Source organism: Nonomuraea sp. NPDC003727, assembly GCF_053586935.1.
On the sequence record NZ_JBSFNE010000010.1, the window covers coordinates 31456 to 46088 of the forward strand.

A 14633-nucleotide genomic window follows, 5' to 3' on the forward strand; every position below is an offset into this window, starting at 1 on the left:
TGGAGGGCGTCGGCCGCCGCGCCGTACGGGGTCAGGACAGGTCGGCGATCGCGGCGACCGGGCCGCCGCCCGAGGGTCCCTGGTGGACGGCGGCGACGGAGACGAACACCGCCGGATCGCCGGTGACCGAGGCGGCGACGCCGCCGACCGTGGCCTTGATCTGGCGGTGCCAGTGCACGTCGGAGTCGTCGAGCATGATGTTGCGCCGCCCGCGCACCCGGCCCGACGGGTCGGCCTCGCACTTCATGAACACGTTGACGAGACGGCCGCCCAGGTCGGAGGGGTGCGGCCGCTCGGGCAGCGGGATGCCGGAGTCGCGGATGGCCGCCCAGATGCCGTCGGCGTCGAGGGCGTCCTTCATGACGCTGTGCCCGATGCGGTAGCGGCCGCCGATCCCGCGCACGTTGCCGACGACGACGATCTGCGCCCGGTCCAGCTCGACGCCGCTGGAGCAGGAGGCGACGCTGCTGTAGAGCGAAAGGTCGCGGTGGATCTGGTCGGCGCCGGGCATCTCGATCTCGCCGAGCGCGACGGCGATGCCGAGCGCGGTGGTGGAGTTCGACAGGTCCATGGACGGCCCCGTCTCCTCGATGGCGGTGTCCTTGCCGCGGTTCTTGGCGTCGGTGATGGTGGCCAGCGTGAGCAGCGGCGTCTTGGTCTGGACGTAGTGGACGTCGCGCGGGTCGTCGATGCCGGCCACCTTCATGGCCTCGCGCACGCCCGCGGCGACCTTCTCCACCATGGCCGGGCGGCCGATGTCCTCCGGCAGGATGACCTCGCTCATCGCGACGCCGACCGACACCCTGGGCTCGTCGGTGGCGGGCGCGTTCGCGGTGGTGGCGAAGATGGTGGCGTGCGGGCTCAGCACCCCGTCGGTGCCGCCCGACCAGACCAGCGGCACGCTCTCGGGCGCGGGATGCCCCTTCCTGGCCAGCACCTCGCGGAAGGCCGTGTCGGCCAGGATGCGGGTGTAGTCGTTCACGCCGCCGTTGCCCTCGGTCTTGCCGATCACCGCGAGCACCCTGTGCGCCTCGATGACCCCGTCGTCGATGAGCTTCTCCAGCCCTGAGGCGTCGGTCACGCTCTCGATGGCGACCTTGCGCACTTCGATCGGTTCCGGCATCTATCTCTCCACTCTCGTACCGACATCGGCGTTCGCGATGTGCTCCAAGGAGGTGATCACGGCCTGCCTGCCCCCGCCTGCGACGAAACGCAGGGCCGCCTCCACCTTCGGTCCCATGCTCCCTCCGGCGAAGTGCCCGGCGGCGTGCAGGACACGCAGCTCGCCGGCGGAGATCCGGCCGACGGGCCGCGGGTCAGGCCCGCCGTACCCGACGACGGCGTTCGGCACGTCGGTCGCGATGATCAGCACCTCGGCCTGTACGGCACGCGCCAGCAGCGCGGCCGCCAGATCCTTGTCGACGACGGCCTCCACGCCGGTCAGCCGCCCGTCGGCCTGCCGCACGACGGGCACTCCCCCGCCGCCGGCGGCCACGACGGTGAACCCCGCGGCGATCAGCGCGATCGCGGCGCCCGCGTCGAGGATCTCCAGCGGCTCGGGCGAGGCGACCACGCGCCGCCAGCCGCGCTCGAAGCGCCGCCAGCTCTGGCCGAGCTTCTCGAACCTGCGCGCCTCCGCCTCGCTGAAATAGCGCCCGATCGGTTTGACCGGCTCCTCGAAGGCGGGGTCGCGCGCGTCGACCAGGGTGCGGGTGACGACGGTGGCGCTGCGGCCGCCGAGCGCGTTCATGATGAGCGTGCCGATGGTGGCCTGGGTCTGGGCGCCGCACCAGTCGAGCGGCACGGGCGGCACGACGGAGGCGGCCAGCTGGTTCTTCAGCAGCAGGTTGCCGACCTGCGGGCCGTTGCCGTGGGTCAGCACCACCTGGTGTCCCGCGTCGATGAGCGCCCTGACCTGGAGCATGGCCGCCTCGACCGCGGCCCGCTGCTCGCCCGGCGCGGCGCTGCCGTCCGGGCCGGTCATGGCGTTGCCGCCGAGCGCGACGAGTACCCGTTCACCCACGGTCGCGACGCTACCCACGCCGGGGAGGGCGTTCATTGGCAACCTTTGCCCATGATGGGGCGGGTGGCATGGCGGACGCGCCCGGCAGGAGGACCGGAGGCGCCGCCTCACGGTCGTTTCTCACGAAGGTAGCCTCACGGACGTGATTCGCACCGCACACGTCAACGGCGTCGAGCTCGCCTACCGGGAGGAAGGCGATCCGGCCGCGCCCGCCCTGGTCCTGCTGCACGGCCGTACCGCCGACCACAACCACTGGAACCCGCACACCCGCCGCTTCGCCGAGCGCTTCCACGTGATCGCGCCCGACCTGCGCGGCCACGGCGCCAGCGAGCGGCCGGACGGCTACGCGCTGCCCGAGATGGCCGAGGACGTGGCGGCGCTGCTCAGGATGCTCGGCGTGGAGCGGGCGGCGCTGATCGGGCACTCGCTGGGCGGCGCGGTCGCCTACCACCTGGCCATGAGGTACCCCGACCTGGTCTCGGTCCTGGTGCTGGAGGACCCGCCGGCGCCGCTGCCGCTGGACCGGCCGCCGCTGGAGGACGACTCCCCCATGATGGTCGAGACCGAGCGCCAGTTCGTCTCGCCCGACCCGGCGTGGGCCGAGGGGCTGGCCCGCATCACCGCTCCCACGCTGGTGCTGTCGGGCGGGCCGTCCAGCCATGTCGACGCCACGCCGCTGGCCGGCCTCATCCCGGGCGCCAAGCTCGTCACCATCGACGTGGGGCACCTGATCCACTCGGCGGCGCCCGGGGAGTTCGCGGCGGCCGTGGAGGAGTTCCTGGACAGCTGACCGGCCTCAGGACAGCACGAAGGGCGCCCCCCGGAATGGGGGACGCCCTTCGTCCAGGCGGGTCAGACCGTCACGAGGGCGGCCTCGGCCTCCAGGGTCGCGGCCGTCGCGTTGACGACGGCGGCGATCCGCAGCGCCTCCTGGATCTGCTCGCGCGGCATGCCCGAGCCGCGCAGCACCTGCTCGTGCGACTCCAGGCAGCGCCCGCAGCCGTTGACCGCGGAGACCGCCAGGCACCACAGCTCGAAGTCGACCTTGTCGACGCCGGGGTTGCCGATGACGGTCATGCGCAGCTTGGCCGGCATGGTGCTGTACTGCTCGTCGCCGATCAGGTGGGTGGCGCGGTAGTAGACGTTGTTCATCGCCATGATCGAGGCGGCGGCCTTGGCCGCCTTGAACGCCTCGGCCGACAGGATGGCCGACGCCTCCTCGGCGACCTCGGCGATGACCCGCGCGGACCTGGTGGCCAGCGCGCACGCCAGGACCGCGCCCCACAGCTGCTGGTCGGTCAGCGACGACGTCGTCGTGACCGAGCCCAGGTTGAGCTTGGTGTCCTTGGCGTAGTCGGGCAGCGCCGACTTCAGGTTGTCGATACTCATGCGCCGAGCAGCGCCTTGGCGTCGAGGCCCTTGTCGCCCTTGTTCCAGTTACAGGGGCACAGCTCGTCGGACTGCAGGGCGTCGAGGACCCGCAGGACCTCCTTGACGTTGCGGCCGACCGAGCCCGCGGTCACCATCGAGAACTGGATCTCGTTGTTGGGGTCGACGATGAAGGTGGCGCGCTGGGCGACGCCGTCCTCGCCGAGGACGCCGAGCGCCGACGACAGCTCGCGCTTGATGTCGCTCAGCATCGGGAAGGGCAGGTCGCGCAGGTCCTCGTGGTCCTTGCGCCAGGCGTGGTGGACGAACTCCGAGTCGACGGAGACGCCGAGCACCTGGGCGTCGCGGTCGGCGAAGTCCTCGTTGAGCCGGCCGAACTCGGCGATCTCGGTGGGGCACACGAAGGTGAAGTCCTTGGGCCAGAAGAACACCACGCGCCACTTGCCCTCGTAGGTCTTGTGGTTGATCTCCGCGAACGCCTTCTCGGGGTCGAGGTCGACGCAGGCGGTGAGCTCGTACTCGGGGAACTTGTCACCAACGGTGAGCACGTCTATGTCTCCTTGCAGGACGTCGTTGTCAGTGCCTCCAGGTTGCCGCATCTAGCATTGATCCGAGAAATCGAGCAGTCGGACCAATCTGAGAGGTGATTCCTATCAGTGAGCCCATACCCACCCTCGCTCAGCTGCGGGCGTTCCTTGCCGTGGCCGACCATCTGCACTTCCGGGAGGCCGCCACCGCGCTCAGGATGAGCCAGCCCGCGCTGTCGGGGTCGGTGTCCGCGCTGGAGGAGATCCTCGACACCCAGCTGCTGGAGCGGACCACCCGCAAGGTGCTGCTGACCCCGGCCGGCGAGCGGGTGGCGGTGCACGCGACGCGGGTGCTGGCCGCGGTCGACGACCTGGTCGGGGAGGTGGCCAGGAACCGCGAGCCGTTCAGCGGTCCCGCGCACCTGGGCGTGATCCCGACGGTCGCACCGTACGTGCTGCCCGCCCTGCTGCCGATGTTCGCCAAGCGCTTCCCGCTGCTGAAGCTGACCGTCCACGAGGCCAAGACCGAGACGATCGTCGAGGAGGTCCGGGAGGGCAGGCTCGACCTGGTGCTGCTGGCGCTGCCGACCGAGACGAGCGGGCTGGTGGAGGAGCCGCTCTACGACGAGGACTTCCTGCTGGCCGTACCGGAGGGCCATCCGCTGGCCGCCGAGGAGGGGCCGCTGCGCAGGTCGGCGCTGAAGGGGCTCGACATCGTGCTGCTCAACCAGGGCCACTGCCTGCGCGAGCAGGCGATCGACGTGTGCAGGGAGGTAGGCGCGCGGGCCACCGCGACCACCTACGCCACCAGCCTGCCGACCCTGGTCCAGCTGGTGGCGGGCGGCCTCGGGGTGACCCTGCTGCCGGAGTCGGCGGTGCCGGTGGAGACCGGCAAGCGGGTACGGCTGGCGCTGCGCAGGTTCGCCCCTCCGGCGCCCGGCAGGACGATCGGCATGGCCTACCGGGCGAGCTCGGCCAGGGCCGCGGAGTACGCGCAGCTGGCCAAGGCGGTGCGCGGCGCGGTCAGGCAGCGCAAGCTGCCGGTGAAGGTGATCTCCTGACCGCCCCTACCCGCCGAGCCGCTTGAGCCTGGTCACCGCCTCGTCGATGACCTCGTCCTTCTTGCAGAAGGCGAACCTGACGAAGTGGCGGCCCCGGTCGGGGTGGTCGTAGAAGACCTGGGTGGGGATCGCCACCACCCCCGCCAGCTCGGGCAGCCGCCTGGTCAGCTCCAGGCCGTCGGTGAAGCCGAGCGGCCTGATGTCGGTCTGCACGAAGTAGGTGCCGGCCGGTCTGAGCACCTCGAACCCGGCCGCCGCCAGCCCGCTCAGCAGCCGGTCACGCTTGCCCTCCAGGCCGGCGCGCAGCCCGGCGACCCAGTCGAGCTCCTCGCGCAGGCCGTGGGCCACGGCGAGCTGCCAGGGCCCGTTGGCGGTGAAGGTCAGGAACTGCTTGACGGTCTGGACGGCCCGCACCAGCTCGGGCGGCGCGCACACCCAGCCGGTCTTCCACCCGGTCACCGAGAACGTCTTGCCCGCCGAGGAGATCATCACGGTGCGCTCGCGCATGCCGGGCAGCGTGGCCATGGGCACGTGCTCGACGCCGTCGAAGGTCAGGTGCTCGTACACCTCGTCGGTGATCGCCAGCAGGTCGCGTTCGGCGCACAGCTCGGCGATGACCGCCAGCTCCTCGCGATCGAACACGGTGCCCGTCGGATTGTGCGGTGAGTTGACCAGGATCGCCCTGGTGCGCGGCGTCACGGCGGCGCGCAGCTCGTCCGGGTCGAAGGTGAAGCGCCCCGCCACCGGGCGCAGGGTGACGGCGACCAGCCGGGCCCCGGCCAGCGCGATGGACGCGGCGTAGGAGTCGTAGTAGGGCTCGAAGGCGATGACCTCGTCGCCCGGCTCGCACAGCGCCAGCACGGCGGCGGCGATCGCCTCGGTGGCGCCCACGGTGACCAGCACCTCGCCGTCGGGATCGTAGGCCAGGTCGTAGTGCCGCCGCCGGTGCTCGGCCACCGCCTGCCGCAGCTCGGGCAGGCCCGGACCCGGCGGGTACTGGTTGGCACCCGACCTGATCGCCTCCACCGCGCGGTCGAGCATCGCGGGCGGGCCGTCGGTGTCGGGGAATCCCTGCCCCAGGTTGATCGCCCCGGTCCGTACGGCCAGCGCGCTCATCTCGGCGAAGATCGTGGTGCCGAACCGTCGCATGCGGGAAACAAGGGGATCGCTCACGAGACCACACTATTGGTCTCGAGGCGTGATCACCCGGGTCGCCCTCGATCGACCGCGCGTGTCCGCCCCGAGGCTCGTACACTTCCGAACATCCCGCCCCCGTGATCGCGGCCGGTTTCCCCGTATGGTGGTGGTCCTGGTTCCTGTGACGCGCATCAGAGAGCTCGACGCGCTCCGCGGCTTCGCGGTGTGCGGCATCATGCTGGTCAACACCTGGCAGCACGCCCAGGCGCCGGACAGCGAGTGGTGGGTCGAGACGTTCCTCCAGGGCCGCTTCTACCCGATCTTCTCGCTGCTGTTCGGCGTCAGCTTCGCGCTGGTGCTGCGCGGCGCCGGACGGTGGGTGCTGCTGCGCAGGCTGCTGTGGCTGCTGGTGTTCGGGCTGGTCCAGCACACCTGGTACGAGGGTGAGGTGCTGACCGACTACGCGCTGTTCGGCATCGGCGTGCTGCTGCCGGCCTCGTTCCTGTCGGGCGGCTGGCCCGTCCTGGTGCTCGGGGTGGCGGCCACCGCGTGGGGCGTGTGGGTGGGCGGCGGCATCCTGATCATCCCCGGGCTGTTCCTGATCGGCATGGCGCTGATGGACCTGCGGCCGGGCCGCGGATGGCTGCTGCCGGGGTTCGGCGTGTCGGCGGTCGTCTCGGCGGCGCTCGGCTCGCTCTACCTGCGGACCGACGAGTGGTGGGTCTACGTGACGGCGGCGCTCGCGGGCGCCGCCGCCTACTCCACGCTCGTGCTGTTCCTGCGGCCACGCTGGCTGGAGCCGATGGGCAGGATGGCGCTGACCAACTACGTCTCGGGCACTGTGGTCATCGTGCTGACCGCCCCGATGCGCTGGCCGGTGCTCGCCGTGGCGGGCGTGACGGTGCTCGCGCAGCTGCTGTTCAGCTGGTGGTGGCTGTCGGTGTTCAGATACGGTCCGCTCGAATGGATGTGGCGGATGCTCACCTGGTGGAAACCGGTGCCGAACCGGCTCATACTCCGTTCGTGACGCTGAGCGCTCTCCTTCGCCTGCTGGACGACGAGTTGCCTGACGCGATCCGCCTGCGTCACCGGCTGCATGCCGTACCCGAACCGGGGGGCGCGGAGGTGGAGACCTGCGGCGTCATCGCCGAGCACCTGCCGCTGCCCCACCGGGTCGTGGCGGGCACCGGGATGATCGTCAGGGTGGGGCCGGAGGGCGAGCCCGCGATCGGCGTCCGCGCCGAGCTCGACGGGCTGCCGCTGGCCGAGCTGACCGGCGCGGCCTTCGCCTCGGCCAACGGGCACATGCACGCCTGCGGCCACGACGTGCACCTGGCCGCGCTGGTCGCGCTGGTGCGGGCGGCGAGCAGGACGGAACTGCCCGCGCCGCTGGTGGCCGTCTTCCAGCCGTGCGAGGAGCGGCACCCGTCGGGCGCCGTGGCGCTGCTGCGCGAGGGCGAGCTGGCGGCGGAGAGGGTGGAGTCGGTGGTCGCCGTGCACGTCCACCCCGACCTGCCGTGGGGCACGATAGGCGCCGACCCCGGCACGGTCAACGCGGCGGCCGACGCGATCAGGATCGACGTCGAGGGGCTCGGCGGGCACGCCGCCTACCCGCACCGCACGAGAGACCCGGTGCTGGCGCTCTCGCACCTGGTGGTGGCGCTGCACGGGCTGGTGGGGCGGCGGATCGACCCGGTCCACGGCGCCACGCTCACCGTGGGGGCCGTCCACGCGGGCACCGCGGAGAACGTGATCCCCGGCGCCGGCCACGCGCTGGTCACGCTCCGCGCGCTGGACACCGCCGACCAGCGCGCGCTGCTGTCGGCCGTCAGGGAGTGCGCCGAGCACGTGGCCGCCGCCCACGGGTGCGCCGCGAGGCTGACCGTCACCAAGAGCGAGCCGCCGCTGGTCAACGACCCCGCGCTGGCCGAGGCGGCCAGGCGCGGGGCGGCGACGGCCGGGTTCGCGCCGGCCCCGGCCTGGCACTCGTGCGGCGGCGACGACTTCGCCCACTACGGCACCGCGTGGCCGACGCTGATGGCCTTCGTCGGGCTGGGCGGCGCGCCCGGGTTCGTCCACGCCGGCCTGCACGATCCGCGGTTCCTGCCGCCCGACGAGGCCGTGGGCGCCTGCGCGCGGGCGCAGGCGCTGGCCTACGCCGCGGCGCTCAGCGCGCGGAGCGGAACACCAGCAGGCGGAACATCTGCGTGGAGCCGACCAGCTTCTCCTTGACCAGGCGCAGGCCGTGACGCTCGGCGCCCGCCGCGACGCGGGGCACGGACACGGCGTTGACCATGTCCTGGTTGCCGGCCAGGTAGGCCTCCGCGTAGTCCTCCGAGAGACCGTTGTCGATCATCCAGGTCCGCCAGGCGGCCACCGCCGACGTGCGCTCGTGGTCGTCGTCGGGGGCGAAGCAGTCGGAGAAGACCAGGCTGCCGCCGGGTTCGAGGCGCCTGGCGCACTCGGCGAAGAAGGAGTCGATCGACTCGTCGGTGGGGTTCTGGCCGAACAGGAAGTGGGTGACGAGCGAGCCGAAGATGACGTTGTAGGTGATGTTGTCCTCGACGTCGTCCCACGCGGTCTTGTTGAGCAGGCGCACCCAGCGGTTCAGGTCGTCGCCGATCTTCTTGTGGGCGAGCTTGCGCATCTGCACTGCGCGGTCCATCGCGCGGTACCGGTCGACCGGGTAGAGCTGGCCGAGCTGCTCGAACGGCTCGCACAGGGTGCGGATCCACGGGACGATCGCGGAGGTGAGGCTGCCGGTGCCGTACCCGATCTCCAGGACCGAGACCGACATGTCGATCTCCTGGAAGATGCGCAGGATCTCGCTGGCGACGGTGGCCGAGCAGTCCTGGATCAGGTCGTCGTACATCGGGATCCAGGTGCGGATGTGCTGGTCGTAGCGGTCGAAGTAGGCCGGGGAGCGGTGCTCGGTGCGCAGCGTCCAGTGCTCGTCCCACCTGCCGATCTCCAGCTTGCGCAGCCACTCGCGCTTGAGGGTGTGGAAGTCGTGGTTGGGGTCGAACCGCACCGCCCGCGCCTTGACCGCGTCGTAGTAGCGGTTGGCCAGGTTGAAACGGTGGCGGTCGCGCTCGATGTGGAGCATGCGCCGCTCGCCGAAGTCGCTGTCGAGCCTGCTCCGGTAGCCGCCGATGCAGTCGGGGTTGAGCAGCAGCAGGTGGGCGCCGACGGCGGTGTCGCCGAAGGGGTGGCGCACGCCGAGCCCCACGTCGTCGACGGCGGCCACGTAGATCTCGTAGCTGCTGTCGGCCAGGCTGCCGATGTGGTCGCGCCACATGGACATGTGCCGTGAAAGCTCCGCCTCGCCCTGGAAGAACAGCTTCCAGTCGATGAGGAAGATCCGCTCGGTGACCTGGGAGCTCATCAGCTCGGGGTGCTCGAGGTCGGTCTGCCAGAAGGTCTCGGTGTTGTCGGTCAGGTCGGCGATGGCCCTGATCGGGCCGTCGTTCCAGTCGCGCAGCTCGGCGAAGCAGTGGGAGTAGTAGTCGGCGTCGGTGACGAGGTTGGACGGGCCGGAGTTGCGCACCTCGGAGGCGAGCGCCTCCAGCCAGCCGCTGCGCAGGTGCAGCTGCGGGTGGTCGCTGTCGTGGTTGCTGAGCACCGACTGCAGGCCGCCGTGCAGCTGGGTCAGCTTGCGGCGCAGCGCCCGGTGGCCGGGGCTGAGCGACTCCAGCTCCAGACGGTCGAGCAACCTGCCGAAATCGGTCTCGAATTTGCTGAACCCGGCGTCGTTGCTGGCACTCGGATAGTTGAGGTATCGCGGCGCGCCGAAGTCTTCGGGCAGCTCGCTGGTGCCCTCCTGCTTGATGACGACGACAGGCAAATCCAACGCTCGCGCAAAACCGACTTCAAATGCCAAATTGGGGCGAACCGTACTTCCTTCCAGGATGAGAATGTCCGACCTGCGGATCTGCTCCTGGATCTCGATGCCGATGTTGCGGCTATGGGGTTGCTCGCTCCAGTCGTAGACGTCGAAATGACGTTCGGCCAGCTGGCTCTTCACCGACTGGACCGCCCTGATGACCGACTCGGAGCCCTCAGCCTCGGTGGACCAGGCGAGAAACGCATTGACGGGGTCCATGCAGACATGAATACACGACGAGCAACTGGACTTTCAAAGGCGACACAAAATATCGTGACGTAATGGCTTTGCGGCTGTCATTCGCCGTACTGGTGCTCGCGTCTTTCGTTCTCGGCCTGGTGGGATTCGCCGCGTATCTCGAGCCCGGGGCCTCGGCCTTCGATCTGGTCTATTACTCGCTGCAGCTGTTCGTCCTCGATCCGGCTCCGTTCGACGTCGATCACAAGCCGCTGGGATGGGCGCTGGAGGTGGCCCGCTTCACCGCCCCCGCCGCGACGATCTACGCCCTGGTCGCCGGTCTGCTGCTGCTGTTCTCCACCGAGATCCGCCGCCTGCGCGCCCGCGGCTCGCGCGGCCACGCGGTCATCTGCGGCACCGGGCCGATCGCGGGCGTGCTGACCACGCGCCTGCGCGCGGCCAGCCGCGGCGTGGTGCGGATCTCCCCCACGCCCCACGCCGACCGCGGGGTGCTGCACGTGGAGGGCGACCCGCGCGATCCCGCCGTGCTGCGCGCGGCGGGCATCGAACGCGCCGCCGTCCTGTACGCCTGCGAGGCCGACAGCGCGACCAACACCGCGATCGCGCTGGCCGCGCACGCCCTGCCGCGGCCGAAGGCCCGCCCGCTGGCCGCCTACGGGCTCATCTCCGACCCCGACATGTGCGCCGCGCTGCGCGCCCGGCGGCTCGGGCTCACCCGGCCGACGGGACTGCACCTGGACTTCTTCAACCCCGACACGCTCGCGGCCCGCGTGCTGCTGGACAACGACCCGATCACCACACCGGACCCGGTCATGGTCATCGGCCTCGGCACGTTCGGCCGGACGCTGCTGCTGGAGCTGGCCAGGCACTGGCGCCCGCGGGCGCGGGAGGCCGGGCCGCTGCCGGTCACCGTCGTCGACGCGGACGCGACCGGCGCGACGGCGGCCCTGTGCGCCCGGCACGACCTGCTGCTGACCGCCTGCGACCTCGAGGCGATCGACCTGGAGCCGGAGCAGGTGAGCCTGCCCGAGGTGCTGCCGCACGCCTCGCGCCGCGTCTACGTCTGCTACCCCGACCAGGACCTCGCGCTGAAGGTCGCGCTCACGTCGCTGCGGCTGTGGGGCGGCGGCCCCGGCTCGCTGGTCGTCCGCGTCGACCACGCGGCGGCCTTCGACTCCACGCTGCTGGAGGGCCTGGACGGCGCGCTCAGGGTCTTCCCGGTGACCGACGCGGCGGGCGACCCGCGGCTGATCGCCGAGGACCTGGTGGAGACCCTGGCCAAGGCGACGCACAGCCACTACCTGGCCGACCAGCGCGGCAGGGGCGGCAGGTTCGCGGTCAACTCCTCGCTGGTGCCGTGGGAGGAGCTCGAGGAGGACAAGCGGGAGTCCAACCGGCTGCTGGCCGAGGACATCGGCAGGAAGCTGAAGGAGGTCGGGTGCGCGCTCGGCCCGCGCGTCGACCCGGACCTCGGCTTCGCCTTCGCCGAGGAGGAGATCGAGCTCCTGGCGGAGATGGAGCACGTGCGCTGGGTACGCATGATGGTGACCCGCGGTTGGTCCCACGGCCCCTTGCGGGATGATGAGAACAAGACACATCCCGATATAGGAGACTGGTCCACTTTGTCAGCATCGGCGAAGGAAAAGGACCGCGACACGATCAGGAACCTGCCGGGCATCCTGGCCCTGGCGGGCTTCCAGGTGGTGAGGACGCGATGACGAGGTTCGCCGTGACGGGACACCGCGAGCTCACGCCGCACACGGTCGAGCTGGTCGGCCAGGCCCTGCGTGACGAGCTGGCGAGCGCGGGCCCCGGCCTGGTCGGCGTGTCGTGCCTGGCGGAAGGGTCCGACCAGATCTTCGCGGCCGAGACCATCGCGGCGGGCGGCGAACTGCACGCCGTCCTGCCCGCCCGCCTTTACCGGGAGAGCCTGCCCGCCGACGCCCGCCACACCTACGACATGCTGCTCGGCAAGGCCACCCACGTCCTCGAACTGCCCTTCGAGGAGGCGGGGGTGCCCGCCTACCTGGCCGCGGCGCAGGCCATGCTGTCCGAGGCCGACGAGCTGGTCGCCGTATGGGACGGCACCGCGCCGCGCGGCCCGGGCGGCACCGCCGACGTGGTGGCCATGGCCAGACAGGCCGGGATGCCGGTGCGGGTGATCTGGCCGCCGGGTTCCAGCCGGGCATAGTCTCGAGACGTGACCAGAATCGCCCTCTGCCAGCTGCCCGTCTCCCCCGACCCCGCCACCAACCTCAAGCGGGCCACCGAGGCCATCGCCAGGGCCGAGGGCGCCGACCTCGCGATCTTCCCCGAGGCCACCCTGACCAGGTACGGCAGGCGCATCGCCGAGCTGGCCGAGCCGCTGGACGGCCCCTTCGTGACCGGCCTGGCCGAGGCGGCCCGCGACCACGGCGTCGCGGTGATCGCCGGCGTCTTCGAGCCGGGAGAGGGCCGCGTCCACAACACCGCGGTCGCGATCGACGCCTCGGGCGCCGTCAGGGCCACCTACCGGAAGATCCACCTGTTCGACTCCTTCGGCTCGCGCGAGTCGGAGCTGGTGGCCCCCGGCTCCGAGCCCACGGTGGTCGAGCTGGCCGGGCTGCGCATCGGGCTCATCACCTGCTACGACCTGCGCTTCCCCGAGCTGGCCAGGGCGCTGGTCGACAGGGGCGCCGACATGTTCGCCGTCATCGCGGCCTGGAGCTCGGGCCCCCTCAAGGAGGACCACTGGATCACGCTCGTGCGGGCGAGGGCGCTGGAGAACACGATGTGGACCGCCGCCGTCGACCAGGCGCCCAATCCCGCCGAGGCGAGCGACGGGTTCGGCGTCGGGCGCAGCATGCTGGTCGACCCGCTGGGCGTGGTGCGCGCCGATCTGGGTAGCGCACCGGGCGTGCAGGTGGTCGAGCTCGACGCCGAGCTGACCGCCTCCGCCCGCGCCACGCTGCCGTGCCTCGAGCACCGGGTGCTGGGTGTGGGCCGGCTGCCCTGACCAGGGGCCGCCGCGATTGGCGGGGTTCTTGGATCGTGACGGCCAAGAGATCGTAAAGTGGTGTCGTGAACGAGCGTAGGACGCAGATGCAGAAGGTGGTGCCGCCCCGGCTGCTCGTGCCCTACCTCTCGGGCAAGCGCACGGTCATCTCCGGCTACGTCTACCGCGTGCAGGACTGCGTGCGGCTGACCACGCCCCGGGCGTTATTCCTGGGGCTCGACCTGTCCTTCGAGGGATCGGAGCTGAGCGCCCACGTGCCCGAGCTTTACCTGATGCGGTGGTACGCGCGCGACGTGGACACCTACGCGGTGCCGTACGGGCCGCACATGGGCGGCGACTGGAGCGACGCGCCGCCGTTCGCGGGCAACGGGTTCACCACCTCGCGCGAGCACGTGGTGCCCCAGTTCCACACCACGCCCATGCCCATCCCGGCGGGAGCGGAGATCGTGCACGTCACCGGCGCGGGCGAGCGGCCGTTCGCCGCCTACGACGGGCTCACCTGGCGGCCGTCGTCATGAGCGACGAGATCGTGCCCGTGGCGTCGGGTTTCGTCGCCCGCCACCGGGGCCGCACCCACCCGGCGGCGATCGGGCCCGACAGCGACGAGGTCGTGCTGTTCAGCGAGGAGGAGCTGGACGGCTTCGAGGCGGCCTCCGGCTACTGGCGGCGCACCGTGGACCGCTCCGAGCTGGAGTGGCTGGTGCTCGTGCGCACGGTCGGCGCGTTCGGCGGCGAGCCGTGCGTGGTCCTCGACGAGGACGACGACGGCCTCCACATCGCCTACACCGGCCACAGTGGCATGAAAGCGGAGGCGCTCGGCTACTGGATGGTCGACCATGGGGCCTATGAGGTGGTCGTGCCCCGCGAGGAGGTCTTCTCGATCAGGGTGGAACGCCTGCCGGTCGGCTGACCCCGGTCAACCGGTCGCCCGGTCGAGCGTCTCTCCTGGCATGCGATGGTTATGCGCCCTCGTGCCCTTCGTCCTGGTGGGGTGCGGCGAGGCTCCGGAGACGTCGGAGATCTACCAGCGGGTCATGCAGGGCAAGGCGCCGGTCGGCCAGGTGCTGACCGTCTCGGACCCGCCGGTGCGGCTGTGGTTCGCCCGCACCACCGACGAGGACGGCGACCTGCGGCTGTGCGGGCCCCGCTCCTGCGGCCACGACGTGTCCGACCGGCCGGAGCCGGCGTGGGCGGAGGACCGCGAGGGCGACCTCTACTACGGCGCCGCCCGGCCCGGCGTGGCCGGCGTGCGCGCGCGCACCGTGGAAGGCGCCACGGTCAGCGGCACCGTCCACCGGCCCGCGGGGGCGCCGCTTTCCATCTGGACGGTGACCGTCCCCGGCGCGCGGGTACGCGGTTTCGATTTCCTCGACTCCTCCGGTCAACCGGTCGCCACGGCGGGTGTCTCTGGTACGTGATG

At 71.3% G+C, this 14633-nt stretch carries 16 protein-coding genes; 10 read left to right on the forward strand and 6 right to left on the reverse strand.

All coding sequences use genetic code 11. From position 1 onward, the window contains the following. Positions 1-31: 31 nt before the first annotated feature. Both ACWDLG_RS25205 and ACWDLG_RS25210 read right to left on the reverse strand, forming a co-directional pair. A complete protein-coding gene (locus ACWDLG_RS25205) occupies positions 32-1123 on the reverse strand; it encodes a barbiturase (RefSeq protein ID WP_354907471.1) in 1092 nt (363 codons plus the stop codon). After that, positions 1124-2023, reverse strand: coding sequence for a carbamate kinase (locus ACWDLG_RS25210; protein WP_449924013.1), 900 nt, complete (start codon positions 2021-2023; stop codon positions 1124-1126). Between the two features lie 142 nt (positions 2024-2165). Here ACWDLG_RS25210 and ACWDLG_RS25215 point away from each other — a divergent pair, with 142 nt between their 5' ends. After that, a complete protein-coding gene (locus ACWDLG_RS25215; RefSeq protein WP_449924015.1) occupies positions 2166-2813 on the forward strand; it encodes an alpha/beta fold hydrolase in 648 nt (215 codons plus the stop codon). Positions 2814-2875: 62 nt separating this feature from the next. Here the strand turns inward: ACWDLG_RS25215 and ACWDLG_RS25220 are convergent, their stop codons facing one another. Continuing rightward, a complete protein-coding gene (locus ACWDLG_RS25220; RefSeq protein ID WP_449924018.1) occupies positions 2876-3412 on the reverse strand; it encodes a carboxymuconolactone decarboxylase family protein in 537 nt (178 codons plus the stop codon). Continuing rightward, positions 3409-3960 carry a peroxiredoxin gene (locus ACWDLG_RS25225; RefSeq protein WP_354907475.1) on the reverse strand — a complete coding sequence of 184 codons (552 nt, stop codon included), beginning with the start codon at positions 3958-3960 and terminating at the stop codon, positions 3409-3411. The genes ACWDLG_RS25220 and ACWDLG_RS25225 overlap by 4 nt, the downstream gene beginning before the upstream one ends. A 95-nt stretch (positions 3961-4055) precedes the next feature. On the opposite strand from ACWDLG_RS25225, the gene ACWDLG_RS25230 reads away from it, so the two are divergent. Next, on the forward strand, positions 4056-5000 hold the full coding sequence (locus tag ACWDLG_RS25230; protein ID WP_449924021.1) for a LysR substrate-binding domain-containing protein: 945 nt from the start codon (positions 4056-4058) through the stop codon (positions 4998-5000). Positions 5001-5006: 6 nt separating this feature from the next. Here ACWDLG_RS25230 and ACWDLG_RS25235 read toward each other — a convergent pair whose 3' ends face one another. Continuing rightward, positions 5007-6173: a pyridoxal phosphate-dependent aminotransferase gene (locus ACWDLG_RS25235; RefSeq protein WP_449924024.1), complete on the reverse strand. Its 1167-nt coding sequence runs from the start codon at positions 6171-6173 to the stop codon at positions 5007-5009. 145 nt (positions 6174-6318) lie between these two features. On the opposite strand from ACWDLG_RS25235, the gene ACWDLG_RS25240 reads away from it, so the two are divergent. Next, positions 6319-7164 (forward strand): DUF418 domain-containing protein, encoded by an 846-nt coding sequence (locus tag ACWDLG_RS25240; protein WP_449924027.1) that lies wholly within the window; start codon positions 6319-6321, stop codon positions 7162-7164. Then, positions 7161-8369, forward strand: coding sequence for a M20 metallopeptidase family protein (locus ACWDLG_RS25245; protein ID WP_449924030.1), 1209 nt, complete (start codon positions 7161-7163; stop codon positions 8367-8369). Before ACWDLG_RS25240 ends, ACWDLG_RS25245 begins: the two co-directional genes overlap by 4 nt. Here the strand turns inward: ACWDLG_RS25245 and ACWDLG_RS25250 are convergent. After that, the gene (locus ACWDLG_RS25250) at positions 8305-10239 is read right to left on the reverse strand and encodes a hypothetical protein (protein ID WP_449924032.1); all 1935 of its coding nucleotides are present in this window, start codon (positions 10237-10239) and stop codon (positions 8305-8307) included. The two genes, ACWDLG_RS25245 and ACWDLG_RS25250, sit on opposite strands and share 65 nt — an antisense overlap. A gap of 62 nt (positions 10240-10301) precedes the next feature. Between ACWDLG_RS25250 and ACWDLG_RS25255 the strand changes: the two genes are divergently transcribed. From ACWDLG_RS25255 to ACWDLG_RS25280, 6 genes are all read left to right on the forward strand, one after another. Further along, entirely contained in the window at positions 10302-11936 is a 1635-nt protein-coding gene (locus tag ACWDLG_RS25255) for a RyR domain-containing protein (protein ID WP_449924035.1), read from the forward strand. After that, positions 11933-12409, forward strand: coding sequence for a hypothetical protein (locus ACWDLG_RS25260; RefSeq protein ID WP_449924038.1), 477 nt, complete (start codon positions 11933-11935; stop codon positions 12407-12409). Before ACWDLG_RS25255 ends, ACWDLG_RS25260 begins: the two co-directional genes overlap by 4 nt. Before the next feature lie 9 nt (positions 12410-12418). After that, positions 12419-13213, forward strand: a complete 795-nt coding sequence (locus ACWDLG_RS25265; RefSeq protein ID WP_449924041.1) for a carbon-nitrogen hydrolase family protein — start codon at positions 12419-12421, stop codon at positions 13211-13213. A 65-nt stretch (positions 13214-13278) separates the two neighbouring features. After that, positions 13279-13731 (forward strand): hypothetical protein, encoded by a 453-nt coding sequence (locus tag ACWDLG_RS25270; RefSeq protein WP_449924044.1) that lies wholly within the window; start codon positions 13279-13281, stop codon positions 13729-13731. After that, on the forward strand, positions 13728-14123 hold the full coding sequence (locus tag ACWDLG_RS25275) for a hypothetical protein (RefSeq protein WP_354907485.1): 396 nt from the start codon (positions 13728-13730) through the stop codon (positions 14121-14123). The genes ACWDLG_RS25270 and ACWDLG_RS25275 overlap by 4 nt, the downstream gene beginning before the upstream one ends. 40 nt (positions 14124-14163) lie before the next feature. Continuing rightward, positions 14164-14631: a hypothetical protein gene (locus ACWDLG_RS25280; protein ID WP_449924048.1), complete on the forward strand. Its 468-nt coding sequence runs from the start codon at positions 14164-14166 to the stop codon at positions 14629-14631. Positions 14632-14633: the final 2 nt, after the last annotated feature.